The organism is Marinobacter shunpengi (genome assembly GCF_045449695.1).
Taxonomy (GTDB): Bacteria; Pseudomonadota; Gammaproteobacteria; order Pseudomonadales; family Oleiphilaceae; genus Marinobacter.
On sequence record NZ_JBJJKZ010000018.1, the window covers coordinates 148,621 to 164,650 of the forward strand.

A 16,030-nucleotide genomic window follows, 5' to 3' on the forward strand; every position below is an offset into this window, starting at 1 on the left:
GTCAGATCAGGCCCATGGCGTCCATCGCCCGGGCCACCTTGATAAAGCCGGTAACGTTGGCGCCAAGCACATAGTTGCCCGGCGAACCGAACTCGTCGGCGGTTTCGAAGCAGCTCTTGTGGATGTTGATCATGATCTCCTCCAGGCGCTTCTCAGTGTAGTCGAAGGTCCATGAATCGCGACTGGCGTTCTGCTGCATTTCCAGGGCACTGGTGGCGACACCACCGGCATTGGCGGCTTTGCCGGGCCCGTAGGATAGCTTTGCCTCCTGGAAGATCTGGATACCCTCCGGGGTGGTGGGCATATTGGCACCCTCCGCCACAGCGATGCAGCCGTTCTCCACCAGGGTCTTGGCATCAGCGCCGTTGAGTTCGTTCTGGGTGGCGCAGGGCAGCGCCACGTCACAGGGAACGCTCCAGATGTTGCCATCTTCCACATACTTCGCGTGCTTATGAGCATCGGCGTAAGCACTAATGCGTCGGCGCTCCACTTCCTTGAGGCGCTTGACGGTTGCCAGGTCGATACCCTTTTCGTCCACGATGATGCCGCCGGAGTCGGAGCAGGCGATGACTTTCGCGCCCAGCTGGTGTGCTTTCTCGATGGCGTAGATGGCTACGTTGCCGGAACCGGACACCACCACGGTCTTGCCGTCCAGGGAGTCGCCTCGGGCCCGGAGCATCTCCTGGGTAAAGAACACGGTGCCGAAACCGGTGGCCTCGGTACGGGCACGACTGCCGCCCCAGTCCAGGCCCTTGCCGGTGAGTACGCCGGATTCATAGCGGTTGGTGATGCGCTTGTACTGGCCGAACAGGTAGCCGATCTCGCGGCCCCCCACTCCGATGTCGCCGGCGGGCACATCCGTGTATTCCCCCAGGTGACGGTACAGCTCGGTCATCAGGCTCTGGCAGAAGCGCATGATTTCGTCGTCGGACTTGCCCTTGGGGTCGAAGTCACTACCGCCCTTGCCGCCGCCGATGGGCAGGCCGGTGAGCGCGTTCTTGAAGATCTGCTCAAAGCCCAGGAACTTGATGATGCCCAGGTAGACGGAGGGGTGGAACCGCATGCCACCCTTGTAAGGCCCCAGGGCGCTGTTGAACTCCACCCGGAAGGCCCGGTTGATGTGGATCTCGCCCTGGTCGTCCTGCCAGGGCACGCGGAAAATAATCTGACGCTCCGGCTCGCAGATGCGCTGGATGACCTTCTTCTCCACGAACTCCGGGTACTTCACCAGGACCGGGCCCAGCGTTTCCAGGACCTCGTGGACGGCCTGGTGGAATTCCGACTCACCGGGGTTCCGGTGCAGGACATCCCGGAAAATGGGTTCAAGCTTTTCGTCCAGGCGTGCAGCCATTATTGATCTCCAGAAGTAAGGGGCTATATGAATCTTTAGGGCAGTGATTGCACCACGGCAGTGCAATATAAGCAATTGGCGTCGACAGGATTTTTCGGCACTTCACCTGTTGATGCACTCGTGGCAAGCTGTTGGCCCCTGTCGAAGCAACCCGTCCATCGCTCCTGTCTCTGCGGATGAACTGCCTATGGGCCTGACTGACAATCTGTTCCCCGGATGGCTGCTGGTGATCACCGGAATGCTGTTTGCGGGCATCCTGATTCGCGCCATCCGGCAGACCGACTGGACGGCGCTGACGGCGAACCAGCGACTGCAGCACAGCCTGTTCGGTGCTGCCGTGGTGCTGGGCTTCCTGTGGCAGTTGCGGGCGGGGCTGTCGCCGGGGCTGAGCATCCATATCTTCGGCATGACCGCGGTCACCCTCATGCTGGGCTGGCGCCTGGCGGTCTTCTCCGGGCTGCTGGCGCTGGTGATCGTGGTGATCACCGGCCGGGAGCCCCTCAGTCTGTTTGCGGTCAATGGCCTGATTACGGTGATGGTGCCGGCCCTGGTCACCCACGCCATCATGCGGTGGGAACGGTGGGTGAACTTCCGTAACTTCTTTGCCTATATCTTCTTCTGCGGTTTCTTCGGTGCTGGCGCCTCGGTCGGGGCGGCGGGGCTGACCATGGTGGCCCTGCTGTGGCTCACCGGCGTCTATGACTGGTACCACCTGGTGCACGATTACCTGCGCTACCTGCCGCTGATCGTCCTGCCGGAGGGCTTCGTGAATGGCACCGTGGTCACCGGGCTGATGGTCTTCCATCCGGAGATGCTGACCACCCTGGACGAACGACGGTACCGGTAGTCGATACCGGGAGCACTTCTGTCCTCCTTTACTCCCGCCAGCGGGAATGTTTGCCCAGCTTGCGCTGAAGGGTGCGGCGGTGCATGTTGAGGGCCCGGGCGGTGGCGGAGATGTTGCCATCATGTTCGGCCAGCACCCGCTGGATGTGTTCCCACTCCAGCTCCTCCACCGACGGCGGCTGGCGCCGTAGCGACGGTTCCTGCCGTTCCGGCTGGAAGCCCTCGATGATCTGGTCCGCCGTGACCGGTTTGCACAGGTAGTTCACCGCCCCCTTGCGCATGGCTTCCACCGCCGTGGCAATGCTGCCGTAGCCGGTGAGGATCAGCACTTCCAGCTCAGGCCTTACCGCCAGCAGTTCCGGGAGCAGTTGAAGCCCGCTCTCCCCGGCCAGGTTCAGGTCCAGCACACACCGATTTGCCCGGCTGCGGGCCAGCCGTTCCAGGGCCTGCCCGGGGTCGAGGGCAACCTCGGTGCCGATGCCCCGGCGCCCCAGGGAGCGGGCCAGGGTGTGGGCGAAGGTTTCGTCATCGTCGACCAGCAACCAGCAGGGCTCAGTCATGGGCGGGCTCCGCATACCGGGCGGGAAGGTCGATGGTCATGGTGGTGCCCCGGTCCTGGCCATCGGTGCGGGCCTCGGCACTGAGTTGGCCGCCCAACCGCTGGATGGTGGCGTTGGAGAGGAACAGGCCCACCCCAAGGCCCTGCTCGGACGCAACCGGCCGCTGTCCGGGCAGGGTATCGCCGATGCCGCTGCCCTGGTCCACAATCCTTAGCCGGGCCCTGCCCGCTTCGTCGTCCGCTCCGACCGTCACGCCCCGGGGGCTGGCCCGCAGGGCATTGGCCAGCAGGTTGAGGACGGCTTGGTCCAGGGTGGCATCCACCTGCACGGTCAGGTCCGGCGGCGTCTTCGGCCAGCGAATGGGGGCATCCGGCCATAGCAGGGTGGCGGACTCCCGCAGCCGGTGCAGCCACTGGCTGAGGGTGATGGCCTCGGTGGCGGCCTCGCGGCACTGAACCGCAGCTTCGGTCATGGTTTGTAGCTGGCTTTGGCAGATTCCGATCTGTTGCTCCAGCAGTTCCAGGTCGTCCCGGAAAGGTTGGGCCTCGGGCAGTGATGTCAGGTCATCCACTACCAGAGTCATGGTGTTCAGCGGGGTGCCCAGCCGGTGGGCGACGTTGGCGGCGGACAGGCCCAGGGCAATGATCTGTTCATCCCGCAGGCGGTCTTCACGGCTTTGGGACAGGGCCTGTTGCTGTTCCCGCAGGCGACCGGCCAGGGAGCCGACCACCACCAGCATGATGGTGGCAGTCAGGGCGAAGGTGCCCCACATACCCATCAGGTGCAGGTGCATGTAGTCGTTCCGGGACAGGCCGGCAGGTGGCGGGGCGGGAAACAGGATCAGCAGCGTGTAGATGCCGATGGCCAGCAGGGTTATCACCAGGTTCTGCCGCAGCGGGACCAGCACCAACCCGGTCACCAGGGGAAGTAGCAGCAGGGACACCAGCGGGTTGGCAAAGCCACCCGTCAGTGCCAGCCAGACACCCAGGGCAATCGTGTCGGCCCCCAGCGAGAAACTGACCGGCAGGGCAAGCCGGGGCGGGTGCCAGGTCAGCCACAGCCAGCTTGCGGCGGCAAACAGGGCATGGGCCAGGGTGACCAGTAACGGGGCCGGCCCGGCCAGGGACGGGGCCAGGAACGACAGTGCCACCAGCGCCAGCCATTCCATGCTGACAATGGACAGCCGCATCAGCAGCAGGTAGCGGGCGGACTGGCGGAAGCCCGCCTGGGAAATGGTATGCAGTTTCATGGGGGAATTATATCGCCATTGCCGCTCAGGGGTGCCGCGACATTCTGTCCCATTCCGGGGTTCTTGTCGGCCTGTACCGGGACTGTAGCAGTATGGGGCAGGACGGTTATACTGACTTCCCTGATCACCGCTGGAGGGCGACAGCCAGGGGTGGTGGACGGTCATAAGGAAAAGGATTAATCCATTCAACGGACGGGGCACAGCCATTGAAGATCATCGCGTTTCATAATCTCAAGGGCGGCGTGGGCAAGACAGCGGCAGCGTCCAATGTGGCCGCCCTGGCCGCGGAAGAGGGGATACCGACCCTGTTGTGGGACCTGGATCCGCAGGGCGCGGTGAGCTGGTATTTCGGCAACACCGGCGCCAGCGCCCGGGTGCCCAAGGCGGGCAGGCTGGTGAAGGGCAAGACCCCTATCGGCAAGACCATCGTGCCAACCGGGATTGAGAACCTGGACCTGATTCCCGCGGATGTCAGCTTCCGCAATATCGACCTGCAACTGGAGAAACACGGCGACAACAGGACCCTCGCCGACTGGCTGGAACCACTGGGGGAGGACTATGGGCTGGTGGTGCTGGACTGCCCGCCGTCGCTGTCGCGGCTGGCGGAGCAGGTGTTCCGGGTATCCGACCGGGTGCTGGTGCCTCTGGTGCCTACCTGGTTGTCCCTCAATAGCTGGCATCAGATGCAGGAATTCATCGCCGACAAGAAGCTGGACAGCGGCAGGTTCCAACCCTTCTGGACCATGGCCGACCGGCGCAAGAACCTGCACCGGCAGTTGTTGCAGTCACCACCCCAGGAGCTGACCGGCCTGATGCCCGGCTATATCCCCTACGCCAGTGATGTGGAGCGGATGGGAGAGAAGCGCCAGCCGGTGCACTGGTTTGCACCGCGATCCACGGCGGCATTGTCCTATCGCCTGCTGTGGCGTGGTCTCACCAAGGGCAAGCGCTCCCTGAAGTTATAGGATCTGTTCCGGTCCGCTCACGGTCTGGCCGGACGGGGCCCGGGGCTGGCCAGCAAGCGGTGGCACGACCTGATTCCGTCCCTGGTCCTTGGCCTGATAGAGACGCTGGTCAGCAACGGCCAGCAGGTCCTGCAGGCTTTGGCCATCCACTCCCAGTTCCGCCACGCCAATGCTCATGGTCAGGGGAATCAACTGACCGTCGTGTCGAAGGTCGGCATCGGCCAGCGCCTGCCGCAGGTCTTCCGCCACCTGGATGGCGGTGTTGGTGGCGGTGTTCACCAGAATGATGCCGAACTCCTCCCCGCCCAGGCGCCCGGCCAGGTCCGTGGCCCGTAGCCGGTGCTTGAGCAGGTCGGCAAAGAAGACCAGGGCCCGGTCGCCGGCCTCGTGACCGAAACGGTCATTCACCTGCTTGAAGTGGTCCAGGTCGACAATCAGCAATGACAGGGGCTGCTGTTCACGACCGGCACGACTGCGTTCACGTTCGAAGAAGACCTTGATCCGCGAACGATTGGGCAGGCCGGTGAGGAAGTCGGTCTGGGCCATCTTCAGGAGCTGTATCTCGCTGCGCTCCCGGCTGACCTCGTAGACGTGGGAGAACACCGTAATGCACGCGGTCAGGATCACCATATTGGCCACCGAGCGTATATCCATCACCGCTGTATCACCACGGAACTTGTAGAGAAAAATCGCGGTTGCAACAGCAAGGAAGCACAGGGTAACGACCATGCCCAGGCGCCGGCCCAGTAACAGATGTCCCACCAGCGGGATCAGCAGGACCCAGCCGAACACCGTCACACTGGCCTCGGGAGTAGCGACGGCAGCCATCATGGCTGTAAAAAAGGGCAGGATATACGCGAGTATCCATCGCTCCAGGTGACGCGTACGGCGAACCGCAAACAGCAGGAAGGCCGAATATAGAGCCATTCCCCATTCCAGCAACGACAGGGGCAGGTAGCCCCTGAAGGCGTTCAGAAAGCCGAACAGTATCCCGCTGCCAATGGTGATCCACAGCAGGGCCACCAGCACGGCTTTACGATGGGGTCGGGCGAGTTGGGTCAGTGTGTCGGGATGAGCGTCCATACGTGCAATCCTGATAAGTCCCTTGGGCCCTGCCGGAGAGGTGCCGGGTGGCATCCTGTGTTGACGACGGCGAAGTCTTTGGCCCGGTGAGAATTGGATCACAAAATGACTGTCGTTAAAATAGTCAGTGTGGCTATTTTCCCAACAGTTCCCCGACTCCCTGCAGGTTTTCCACATGATCGCAGAGGGTCTTGGTCATCATCAGCAACGGTGTTGCCAGGATCAGCCCTACCGGCCCCCACAGCCAGCCCCAGAACAGCAGGCCGATAAAGATGACCACGGCATTGAGGCTGGATACCCGGGCCGTGAGCCAGGGAGTCAGCAGGTAGCCCTGGATGCTGGTGATAATGAGTGAGGCGCCGGCCACCAGGATCGCCATGTCCAGGGAACCGAACTGGATAAAGGCGGCGGCGCCGGAGCCCACTAGCACCAGGAAGGGGCCGAGGTAGGGCACGGCGCTGGCCACGCCGGCCATGACACCCCACAGGATCGCCTGTTCAACGCCCAGCAGCAGGAACGCCAGCCAGGTGAGCACCCCGACGAACATGGCACCCAGGAACATGACGAAGATGAAACGCCGCATCTGGCTGTGGAACTCCTTCAGCATGCGGGCGGCCTTGCGCATGCCGTGGAACCCGGGACCGGACAGGCGCACGATCTTGCGCTTGTAGAGGGTGCCGGTGGCCAGGACGAAGTAAACCAGGAACAGTACCGAAACGAGCTGACTGACCAGCACGATGCCGCCGGAGGCACGGTTCATCAGGTAGTTACGGATGCTGAAGGGCTCTTCGACAATGCGTACCCGGGTGGCACGGACCTGGTCATGCTGATCCTCTTCCGCGGCGCTTTCCTCGATTTCCTTGGCTGCTTCCTGGGCCTTCTCCATCAGACTCTCGGACCGGGGGGCGCGGGCGCTCTGACGTTCGAACTCCTGAAGCGCCGGGGGAATGCGCTCCAGCATCTTCATGGCTTCACCGTGCAGGGGCATGGCGGCCAGTGCCAGGATGGCGATCAGACAACTGAGTACCAGGGCGGCGCTGATGGGGCGGGGAACATGTAATCGGTCCACCGCGCTGACTAGTGGGTCCAGGGCATAGCTGGTCAGTATGCCGGCGGCCAGTGGCAGCAGGATCGCCTGGGCCCAGTCCAGGAATACGATGAACCCCATGCCGGCTATGACAATGGGAGCGATATTGCGGAAGTTGATGGGGTTGGCGGCAACCGATGAACCGCTCTGGCGGTCGCCGGAGGGTGAGGGTCTGTCTTGGCGACTGCTCATTCCGTCCCTGCTCCTGTGGATGGCCGATGACTACATCATCGCAACCAGACGCGGCAGGGTACAGAAACCCGGTGATGGATTAATGGTTTGGTAAGGATTGGCAGATGCCGGCCGCCCGGGGGCGACCGGCAAGGTGCGATCCAGTAGCAGCTGCGCCCGGACCTTGTTGAGACGGCGGTTTACAGGACTTCGAACAGCCCCGCCGCACCCATGCCACCGCCGACACACATGGTGACGACCACGTATTTCACGCCACGACGCTTGCCTTCCAGCAGGGCGTGACCAACCATGCGGGCACCGCTCATGCCGTAGGGGTGGCCGATGGAGATGGCGCCGCCGTTGACGTTCAGGCGATCGTTGGGGATGCCCAGCTTGTCGCGGCAGTACAGCACCTGTACGGCGAAGGCTTCGTTGAGTTCCCACAGGCCGATGTCGTCGATCTTCAGGCCGTGCTGCTTGAGCAGCTTGGGTACGGCGTAGACGGGACCGATGCCCATCTCCTCGGGCTTGAGGCCGGCGACAGCCATGCCACGGTAGGCGCCCAGTGGCTGCAGGCCGCGCTGTTCGGCGAGCTTGGAGTCCATCAGTACGCAGGCGGCGGCACCGTCAGAGAGCTGGCTCGCGTTGCCGGCGGTGATGCAGCCGCCTTCGATGACGGGGTTGAGTCCCGCCAGACCTTCGAGTTGGGTGGACGGGCGGTTGCCTTCGTCCTTGTCGAGGGTGGCTTCTTCGTAGCTGACTTCCTTGGTTTCCTTGTCCATCACCGCCTTGGTGGTGGTGACCGGTACGATTTCGTCGTCGAACAGGCCTTTTTCCTGGGCGGCGGCGGTGCGCTGCTGTGACTGCAGGGAGTATTCGTCCTGGGCTTCACGGCTGATACCGTAGACCTTGGCGACGTTCTCGGCGGTCTGGAGCATGGGCATGTAGGCGTGCTCGGCGTGCTTGATCACGGTTTCGTCACGCTCGGCGGCCATCCATTCGAAGTTTTTCTGCTGGACCCGGGAGATGCTTTCCTGGCCGGCACCAATGGCGACGTCCTGGCCGTCGAACATGATCTGCTTGGCGGCGGTGGCGATGGCCATCAGGCCGGAGGCGCACTGGCGGTCCATAGTCATGCCGCTGACGTCCTGGGGCAGACCAGAGGCCAGTGCGGACAGGCGGCCTACGTTCATGCCGGCGGTACCGGCAGGCATGGCGGTACCCATGATCAGGTCTTCGATTTCCGCCGGATCGACCTTGGCGCGTTCTACCGCGGCCTTGATGGCGAAGGAGGCCATGGTGGGGGACTTGGTGTTGTTGAACAGGCCCTTGAACGCCTTGCCGATGGGCGTGCGGGCGGTGGATACGATGACGGCTTCTCTCATGATTCTCTTCCTCTTGATGGTTTTGGAGTTCGAGGCTCGTATTGCGGGTGAGGCAAGCAGGCGGGTATGACTTTCCGGGACACGCCGTGAATCCGTCCGTGGAGGCTCTTCAAAAACGTCCCTGTTTTTGAAGGTCCCGGAAAGTCATTCCCGCCTGCTCGCTTCGGCTTTTCGGGTAACCGCTTTGGAGACGAAAAGCCCCTGCCTTGGCAGAGGAAATTCAGAACCAGTCGTTCTCCATATCGATATTGTCCCGGTTGCCGGCGCTCAGCAGGCGGGCGTAGCCCTCCAGCGGTGCCAGTTCCCAGTCCATGAAATAACGGGCGGTGTGGATCTTACCACGGTAAAAGGCCTCTTCGGTGCCCGAGGCGCCGTCAGCCAGTGCCTGTTCGGCCACCATGGCCTGCTTCAGCCAGATCCAGCCCACCAGTACCCTGCCGAACATATCCAGGTACATTGTTGCATTGGACAGGCCGTGGTCCGGATCGTTCGCCAGTTGCTGCTGGAGGTCCGCAGTGACGCCGACCAGTAGTACCAGGGCTTCCCGTAGCTGGTGGACGAACGGGCCGCAGGTTGCCATGTCGGCGGCGTCCTCCAGGGTTGCGTGGATACGGCGCTGGAACTCCGCGTAGCCATCGCCGCCTTTCGGGCCCAGCTTGCGGCCCAGCAGATCGATGCCCTGGATGCCTTCGGTGCCTTCGTGGATCGGGTTCAGCCGGTTGTCACGATAGAGTTGTTCCAGTGGGTATTCCCGGGTGTAGCCGGCGCCGCCGAGCACCTGGATGCCCAGGTCGGAGGCGATCACGCCGTATTTCGACGGCCAGGTCTTGACCATGGGGGTGATCAGGTCCAGCAGTTCGGCGGCGGCCTTGCGTTCGCTGTCGTTGTCGGCGGTGTTGGCATCCTCCACCAGGGTGCTGGCGTAGAGGCACAGGGCCAGGCTGCCTTCGGCGTAGGCCTTCTGCATCAGCAGCATGCGGCGTACGTCGGCGTGCTCGACGATGTTCACCTGGGGGGATTCCGGGTGCTTGTTGCTCACGGGGCGCCCCTGGGGACGGTCGCGGGCGTAGTCGAGGGCTTCCAGGTAGCTCTGGTAGCCCATAGCGGCGGCGCCCAGGCCGACGCCGATACGGGCTTCGTTCATCATCTGGAACATGTAGCCCAGGCCCTTGTGGGGTTCGCCCACCAGGTAGCCCACGGCGCCGCCTTTCTCGCCGAAGTTGAGCACGGTGGATGTGGTGTTGCGGTAGCCCATCTTGTGCAGCAGGCCGGCCAGGGCCACGTCGTTGCGGTCGCCCCGGCTGCCATCGTCGTTGACGTGGAATTTGGACACCAGGAACAGGGAGATTCCGCGAACACCGGCAGGCGCACCCTCAATGCGGGCGAGCACCATGTGCACGATGTTGTCGGTCAGTTCGTGGTCACCGCCAGAGATGAACATCTTGTTGCCGAACAGGCGGTAGCTGCCGTCGTCTGTGGGGCGGGCCAGGGTCTTCAGGTCACCCAGGGCGGAGCCCTGGCCGGGTTCGGTGAGTGCCATGGTGCCGCTGTAGCGACCGTCCAGCATGGCGGGCAGGTACTTGTCCTTCAGTTCGTCGCTGCCGAAGCTCTTGAGCAGGTTGGCGGCGCCGATGGTGAGGAAGGAGTAGGCGGTGCTGGAGACGTTGGTGGCGTTGAAGTAGGCCATGCTGGCCCGCAGCACCACTTCCGGTAACTGGGAGCCGCCATCGTCGAAATCATGGTGCGATGCCAGGAAGCCGGCTTCTGCAAAGGCGTTCCAGGCCGTCTGGGTCTCCGGGATCAGGCTGACTTTTTCGCCGTCGAAGGTGGGTTCGTTGGCATCGCCCTTCTGGTTGTGAGGGGCGAAGTACTGGGCGGCGATATCCCGTGCAGTGTTGAGGGTGGCGTCGAAGGTGCCACGGTCATGGTCCGCATAGCGGGACCGTTCCAGCAGGGCGTCGGTGTTCAGCACTTCATAGAGTTGGAATTGCAGGTCGCGATCGTTGAGCAGGGTTGCCATGGTTGCAGTTTTCCGGGGGTAAGGGACCCGGAGCCGCCTGGCTCCGGGTCGGCGGGACGTTCAGCTTGCTAAACCTCCAGCCACTCTTTGCGGATTTCGGGGTTGTTTTTCAGGTCTTCGGGGGTGCCTTCAAAGACAATTTCCCCTTCACCCATGATGTAGATGCGATCAGCGATATCCAGTGCGATGGAGAGCTTCTGCTCCACCAGCAACACAGCAAGGCCGTCCTCGGCCATCTGCTTGAGTATCGCGGCCACATCGGCCACCACCTTGGGGGCAAGACCTTCGGTGGGTTCGTCCACCAGGATGCATTGTGGGTCGCCCATCAGTGCCCGGAACATGCTGAGCATCTGCTGCTCACCGCCGGACAGCACTTCCGCCGGGGTATGTTCCCGTTCCTTGAGGCGGGGGAACCACTCATAGACCTTGTCCAGGGTCCATTTCTCCCCGGTCTGGCCTTTCTTCTTCATGCCCAGCTCCAGGTTCTGGTGCACGGACAGGCCGGGGAAAATAGCACGATCCTCCGGCACATAGCCAATACCGGCGTGGGCGATCTCGTGGGGCTGCCTGCCGCTGAGGGTGTTGCCATCGAACTCCACGTGGCCCACCGGTGACACCAGCCCCATGACGGCCTTGCAGAGGGTGGAGCGACCCACCCCGTTGCGGCCCAGCAGGCTGACCACTTCGCCGCGTTCGACCGACATGTTGACACCACGAAGTACGTGGCTTTTGCCATAATAGGCGTTCAAATCCTGGATCTTGAGCATCAGTGGACCTCCGTACCGAGATAGGCTTCCTGAACCGCCGCGTTATTGCGGATGTCTTCCGGGGTGCCGGTGGCGATGATCTCGCCGTACACCAGTACGGAAATCCGGTCCGCCAGTTCGAAGACCACGTTCAGGTCGTGTTCCACCACCACCAGGGTGTTTTCCCCAGTCATGCGCTGGATCAGCTGGATCACGTCGTTGGCTTCGGTACGGCTCATGCCCGCGGTGGGCTCGTCCAGCAGGATGACCTTGGCGCCGGAGGCGACGGTACAGCCAATCTCCAGCGCACGCTGCTCGGCGTAGGTAAGCAGTGACGCCGGGGTGTTGGCCTGCTTGGTCAGGTTCAGTTGCTCCGCCAGCTCATTTGCCCGGTGGGTGACGGTATCCTGGCCGAGTACGCTTTTCCAGAACGCGTATTTGTGACCCTCGGACCAGAGTAGTGAGCAACGCAGGTTCTGCATGACCGTCATGTTCTGGAACAGGTTGGTCACCTGGAAACTGCGGCTCAGGCCCATGCGGTTGACCTTGTGGGCCGGCATGTTGTGGATATCGTTGCCGAACAGCTTGATGGAGCCGTCCGACACCTTCATGCGGCCGCTGATCAGGTTGTACAGGGTCGACTTCCCGGCCCCGTTGGGGCCGATGATGATGTGGCGTTCGTGTTCGTGAACGTCAAGGTCGACGCCGCGGATGATCTCGGCGCGACCGAAGTTCTTCTTGACGCCCTTGAGTTCCAGTGCGTTGCGGGTAGTCATGCTTTACCTCCGTCAGACTTGGCGCCAAGTTTGCGTTTGAGCATCGGGTTGCCGTGGAACAGCATCAGCCCGAAACCGATGATGGCGATACCAAAACACACCAGCCAGGGCAGTACATTGGTGGCGTTAACGGTAAAGCCCATCAGGCCAAAGGGAGCGCTTGGGTCCCAGCTGCGGAAGTAATGGTAGGACAGTTCGATCACGCAGATCAGACCGAAGATGCCCACCAGGCCAGCCAACAGAATGTACAGCCGGACGCCAGTGTTGCCTTTCCAGCCACCGGCTTTCCAGTTGAGGTATTGCATGTGCAGGATGCCCACCAGTCCCATGGGGGCGAACATGACAATGGCGATGAACAGCAGGCCGAAATAGAGAACCCACGCCTCGGTATAAGAAGACAGGGAGCTCTCCAGGAAGGTCACCAGAGTTGCGCCGACGATCGGGCCCACGAAATAGCCGATACCGCCGATGTAGGTGCCCAGCAGTACCGCGCCGGACTGGATCTGACCGACCACTTCGTCGTTGACGATCTCGTCGGTGATCACGAAGAGCCCGCCTGCGAGACCTGCGAAACAGGCTGACAGGGCAAACTGGATGAAGCGGACGATGGTCGGATTGTAGCCCACGAACTGGGCCCGTTCCGGGTTGTCCCGAACCGCATTGGCCATCCAGCCCAGGGGCGTTTTCCGGAGCAGGAAGATGAGTATGGCAGCTATCAATGCCCAGGCCACGACCAGGAAGTAGACGTTCCGGCTGGAGCCGTAATCCACCCCCAGCAGTGACGGCGCATAGGTGCGGTCACCGAAAAGCCCTGCCTCGCCACCGAAGAAGTCGGTGAACATCAGGGAGCTTGAATGCACCAGGGCCCCGAGCCCCAGGGTGATCATGGCAAACACCACGCCCGCCCGGCGAACCGAGAAGGAGCCGAAAACGATGCCAAAGAGCAGACCGGCACCGGCGCCCACCAGGGGCAGCAGCTCAATGGGGAGGCCTTCACCTCCGGCATCGTTGATGCTGCGCAGCAGGTGCATGGCGACGTAGGCGCCAAGGCCGTAATAGACTGCATGTCCGAAGGACAGCAGGCCGGTGTTGCCCAGCAGCATGTTGTAGGACAGGGCAAAGATGATGGCGATACCCATGTGGCTGAGCAGGTTGATGGCATGGCCGGAGTCAAAGATGAACGGCAGCACGATCGCCACAAGGGGTACGACCACCCAGGGCCATAACTTCAGCAGGTTGGAGCTTCCTGCTGCGGTATTGGTAGCCATAGATTTGGTTTCCTGTTGCGTTGTTGTTGTGGTTGTCATGCTTCACGCTTCCCGAACAGGCCACGGGGTCTGAAGATCAGGGTCAGCACCAGCAGCAGGAATGGAAGGACGGGGGCAATACGGGTGGTTTCCATATGCCAGAGTACTCCGAAGAAGCCGGAATCCTCGATGCCCAATGCACCAATGGTGTCCGCCAGGGAGAAGTTCACTGACAGGAAGAAGGTCTGCAGGATACCAATGATCAGTGACGCGACCAGTGCGCCAGGAACGGATCCGAGGCCACCAAGAACGACGACCACGAACACGATCGGGCCCATCATGAAGGCCATGCCGGGGTCGGTCACGAAGTGAATCCCGCCAACGACACCGCCGAGGCCGGCAAGGGCGCAACCGAAGGCGAACACGAGGGTGAATACCATCGGTACATTGTGTCCCAGAGCGCCAACCATATCGGGGCGGGACAGGGCACCCTGGATAATCAGGCCGGCCCGGGTCTTTTTCAGCAGGATCCAGAGGCCAACAAACATCGCAACAGCGACGAGCAGGATAAAGACCTTGAACCAGGAATAATCCAGTCCAAACATGGCGAAAGCGGTGGTGTTCAGTGCTTCTGGTGCCTTGTAGGGCACTGGCACTGTCCCCCAGAAGAGGGCGACAAGTTCCTCAATAACATAGGCAAGGCCGAATGTGAAAAGCAGTTCCGGCACGTGGCCATACTGGTGTACACGGCGCAGGCCGTACCGTTCGACCAGGGCTCCCATGGCGCCGACAGCGATCGGAGCCAGGAACAGGGCCACCCAGAAGCCTGTACCCAGACCGAGGGTGTAGGCGAAATAGGCCCCCAGCATGTAAAAGCTGGCGTGAGCGAAGTTCAAGACACCCATCATCCCGAAGATCAGGGTCAGGCCGCTGGACATCATGAACAGCAGCGTACCGTAGAGCACGCCATTGAAAATCGAATAAGCGATGGTTTCGAGCATGGTGAGACGAATCCTGGTTTATTGTTCTGAAAACCTCCGGTGGCATTGCGCCACCGGAGTATGGCTGGTGCTTACGGACGTCTCATGTTGCAGGAAGTTTCGTCCGTGGCCTGTTCCACAGGAATGTTGGCCACGGTGCGGAAGCCTACACCGGAGTTGTCGGCATCGTACTTGGCCTCAGTGTCCATGACGGAGATGTACATGGGCTGCAGGATCTGGTGGTCCTGGGCACGCATGGCGATGGTGCCGGTCGGGGACTGATAGTCCATGCCTTCCAGTGCCTTGGCAATGGCATCGATGTCATCGGAACTACCGACTTCCTCAATGGCCTTCTTGAGCATGTGCATCTGGTTATAGATGCGGTGGTAGTACCAGTCGATTTCAGGGTAGCGCTTCTTGAATTCCTGGAACCATTTCTCATAGTCCTCCAGGCCTTCGTCCACGTTTACGTCGGCGTGCCACTCGGTGACCTGAAAGAGTACGTCTTCGCCCCGCGGGCCAACCGCCGCTGGTGTACCGAGGCCACCGCCGTAGTACGTATAGACGTTTACATCCAGACCGGCACTGTCGATGGCGCGGACCAGCAGCGACAGATCGTTACCCCAGTTACCCGAAACCACGGTGTCTGCGCCGGACTGCTGGATCCGTGAGATGTAGGGCGAGAAGTCCCGCACCTGGGCGATGGGGTGCAGCACATCACCGACGATCTCGGCATCCAGGTTTTTCTCACCAACCAGTTCCTTCATGCGCTTGGAGATGAACTGGCCATGAGAATAGTCCTGGTTGATCAGGAAGATCTTTTCGATGGCGTCGTCCTGGGTCTTCATGTAATTGGCCAGGGCTTCCAGCTTGATGGCGCTGTTGGCGTCCCAGCGGAAGTGATAGAAGCTGCAGCGCTCGTTGGTGAGGGCGGGGTCCACTGCGGCGTAGTTGAGGTACAGTGCCTTGTTTTCCTCGTTACGGCGGTTGTTCCGGTCAACTGCTTCGACCAGAGCGCCGGCCACGTTGGAGCCGTTGCCCTGGGTGACGAAGTTGATGCCTTCATCTACTGCACGTTGGAGCAGTTGCACCGACTCTGACGGGCTCTGCTTGTTGTCCATGGGGACGATTTCGATATCGCGCCCCATGATGCCGCCCTGTTCGTTCATTTTTTCGGCAATGAAGCGGAAGTGCTTGAGACCGGCATCGCCGACGTTGGCGAAGGGCCCGGAAAGCGGCTCAATGTACGCGATACGGATGGGTCCGTCCTGAGCGTAGGTGATGGAAGAAATGGCCATGGAAAGGCCAATCATGGTGCCGGTGAATACTCCGGTCTTCTTGTTTCGGATCATGATTTTCTCCTGATTGTCGCTGCCGACAGGGCAGCGGATTTCTTGTAATTGTTGGTTCGAGTTTCAAACTGTATAGCGAGCGCTTGTTCTATTCAATCTGAAGAGCGATATATTTTTGCTATGAAAATGCCTCCTGAAATTGGGTGAATTCAGATGCTTGCATTTCATCCCACGAATCAAAGGTATAGTTGAATAACTCAATCAGTTCAACC

Annotated in this window: 14 protein-coding genes; 2 read left to right on the plus strand and 12 right to left on the minus strand. The window is 61.4% G+C overall.

The features are described from left to right. Nucleotide 1: 1 nt before the first annotated feature. Complete coding sequence (gene gdhA / locus ACJO2E_RS17120; protein WP_406965456.1) at nucleotides 2-1,351, minus strand: NADP-specific glutamate dehydrogenase; 1,350 nt, start codon at nucleotides 1,349-1,351, stop codon at nucleotides 2-4. Between the two features lie 187 nt (nucleotides 1,352-1,538). Between gdhA and ACJO2E_RS17125 the strand changes: the two genes are divergently transcribed. After that, nucleotides 1,539-2,198, plus strand: a complete 660-nt coding sequence (locus ACJO2E_RS17125) for an energy-coupling factor ABC transporter permease (RefSeq protein WP_406965457.1) — start codon at nucleotides 1,539-1,541, stop codon at nucleotides 2,196-2,198. A gap of 28 nt (nucleotides 2,199-2,226) precedes the next feature. Here ACJO2E_RS17125 and ACJO2E_RS17130 read toward each other — a convergent pair whose 3' ends face one another. Together ACJO2E_RS17130 and ACJO2E_RS17135 are read right to left on the minus strand one after the other, a co-directional pair. Beyond that, entirely contained in the window at nucleotides 2,227-2,757 is a 531-nt protein-coding gene (locus ACJO2E_RS17130) for a response regulator transcription factor (RefSeq protein WP_406965459.1), read from the minus strand. Next, entirely contained in the window at nucleotides 2,750-4,006 is a 1,257-nt protein-coding gene (locus ACJO2E_RS17135) for a sensor histidine kinase (protein ID WP_406965460.1), read from the minus strand. Before ACJO2E_RS17135 ends, ACJO2E_RS17130 begins: the two co-directional genes overlap by 8 nt. A 206-nt stretch (nucleotides 4,007-4,212) precedes the next feature. On the opposite strand from ACJO2E_RS17135, the gene ACJO2E_RS17140 reads away from it, so the two are divergent. Beyond that, on the plus strand, nucleotides 4,213-4,971 hold the full coding sequence (locus tag ACJO2E_RS17140; RefSeq protein WP_406965461.1) for a ParA family protein: 759 nt from the start codon (nucleotides 4,213-4,215) through the stop codon (nucleotides 4,969-4,971). Here the strand turns inward: ACJO2E_RS17140 and ACJO2E_RS17145 are convergent. From ACJO2E_RS17145 to ACJO2E_RS17185, 9 genes are all read right to left on the minus strand, one after another. After that, nucleotides 4,966-6,054, minus strand: coding sequence for a GGDEF domain-containing protein (locus ACJO2E_RS17145; protein ID WP_406965463.1), 1,089 nt, complete (start codon nucleotides 6,052-6,054; stop codon nucleotides 4,966-4,968). The genes ACJO2E_RS17140 and ACJO2E_RS17145 overlap by 6 nt on opposite strands. A 133-nt stretch (nucleotides 6,055-6,187) precedes the next feature. Further along, entirely contained in the window at nucleotides 6,188-7,333 is a 1,146-nt protein-coding gene (locus ACJO2E_RS17150; RefSeq protein ID WP_406965465.1) for an AI-2E family transporter, read from the minus strand. Between the two features lie 179 nt (nucleotides 7,334-7,512). Further along, nucleotides 7,513-8,697, minus strand: a complete 1,185-nt coding sequence (locus ACJO2E_RS17155) for an acetyl-CoA C-acyltransferase (protein WP_406965467.1) — start codon at nucleotides 8,695-8,697, stop codon at nucleotides 7,513-7,515. Between the two features lie 220 nt (nucleotides 8,698-8,917). Next, nucleotides 8,918-10,717, minus strand: a complete 1,800-nt coding sequence (locus tag ACJO2E_RS17160) for an acyl-CoA dehydrogenase (protein WP_406965468.1) — start codon at nucleotides 10,715-10,717, stop codon at nucleotides 8,918-8,920. Nucleotides 10,718-10,785: 68 nt separating this feature from the next. Next, nucleotides 10,786-11,484 carry an ABC transporter ATP-binding protein gene (locus tag ACJO2E_RS17165; protein WP_406965469.1) on the minus strand — a complete coding sequence of 233 codons (699 nt, stop codon included), beginning with the start codon at nucleotides 11,482-11,484 and terminating at the stop codon, nucleotides 10,786-10,788. Beyond that, the gene (locus ACJO2E_RS17170; protein ID WP_406965470.1) at nucleotides 11,484-12,239 is read right to left on the minus strand and encodes an ABC transporter ATP-binding protein; all 756 of its coding nucleotides are present in this window, start codon (nucleotides 12,237-12,239) and stop codon (nucleotides 11,484-11,486) included. The genes ACJO2E_RS17165 and ACJO2E_RS17170 overlap by 1 nt, the downstream gene beginning before the upstream one ends. Then, nucleotides 12,236-13,507: a branched-chain amino acid ABC transporter permease gene (locus tag ACJO2E_RS17175; RefSeq protein WP_406965471.1), complete on the minus strand. Its 1,272-nt coding sequence runs from the start codon at nucleotides 13,505-13,507 to the stop codon at nucleotides 12,236-12,238. The genes ACJO2E_RS17170 and ACJO2E_RS17175 overlap by 4 nt, the downstream gene beginning before the upstream one ends. Nucleotides 13,508-13,542: 35 nt before the next feature. Further along, entirely contained in the window at nucleotides 13,543-14,487 is a 945-nt protein-coding gene (locus tag ACJO2E_RS17180) for a branched-chain amino acid ABC transporter permease (protein WP_406965472.1), read from the minus strand. Nucleotides 14,488-14,558: 71 nt separating this feature from the next. Next, nucleotides 14,559-15,818 (minus strand): branched-chain amino acid ABC transporter substrate-binding protein, encoded by a 1,260-nt coding sequence (locus ACJO2E_RS17185; RefSeq protein WP_406965473.1) that lies wholly within the window; start codon nucleotides 15,816-15,818, stop codon nucleotides 14,559-14,561. Nucleotides 15,819-16,030 lie beyond the last annotated feature (212 nt).

Coding starts and splice junctions, on each gene's coding strand:
- gdhA (WP_406965456.1), bottom strand. CDS start 1,351: ATGGCTGCACGCCTGGACGAAAAGCTTGAACCCATTTTCCGGGATGTC.
- ACJO2E_RS17125 (WP_406965457.1), top strand. CDS start 1,539: ATGGGCCTGACTGACAATCTGTTCCCCGGATGGCTGCTGGTGATCACC.
- ACJO2E_RS17130 (WP_406965459.1), bottom strand. CDS start 2,757: ATGACTGAGCCCTGCTGGTTGCTGGTCGACGATGACGAAACCTTCGCC.
- ACJO2E_RS17135 (WP_406965460.1), bottom strand. CDS start 4,006: ATGAAACTGCATACCATTTCCCAGGCGGGCTTCCGCCAGTCCGCCCGC.
- ACJO2E_RS17145 (WP_406965463.1), bottom strand. CDS start 6,054: ATGGACGCTCATCCCGACACACTGACCCAACTCGCCCGACCCCATCGT.
- ACJO2E_RS17150 (WP_406965465.1), bottom strand. CDS start 7,333: ATGAGCAGTCGCCAAGACAGACCCTCACCCTCCGGCGACCGCCAGAGC.
- ACJO2E_RS17155 (WP_406965467.1), bottom strand. CDS start 8,697: ATGAGAGAAGCCGTCATCGTATCCACCGCCCGCACGCCCATCGGCAAG.
- ACJO2E_RS17160 (WP_406965468.1), bottom strand. CDS start 10,717: ATGGCAACCCTGCTCAACGATCGCGACCTGCAATTCCAACTCTATGAA.
- ACJO2E_RS17165 (WP_406965469.1), bottom strand. CDS start 11,484: ATGCTCAAGATCCAGGATTTGAACGCCTATTATGGCAAAAGCCACGTA.
- ACJO2E_RS17170 (WP_406965470.1), bottom strand. CDS start 12,239: ATGACTACCCGCAACGCACTGGAACTCAAGGGCGTCAAGAAGAACTTC.
- ACJO2E_RS17175 (WP_406965471.1), bottom strand. CDS start 13,507: ATGGCTACCAATACCGCAGCAGGAAGCTCCAACCTGCTGAAGTTATGG.
- ACJO2E_RS17180 (WP_406965472.1), bottom strand. CDS start 14,487: ATGCTCGAAACCATCGCTTATTCGATTTTCAATGGCGTGCTCTACGGT.
- ACJO2E_RS17185 (WP_406965473.1), bottom strand. CDS start 15,818: ATGATCCGAAACAAGAAGACCGGAGTATTCACCGGCACCATGATTGGC.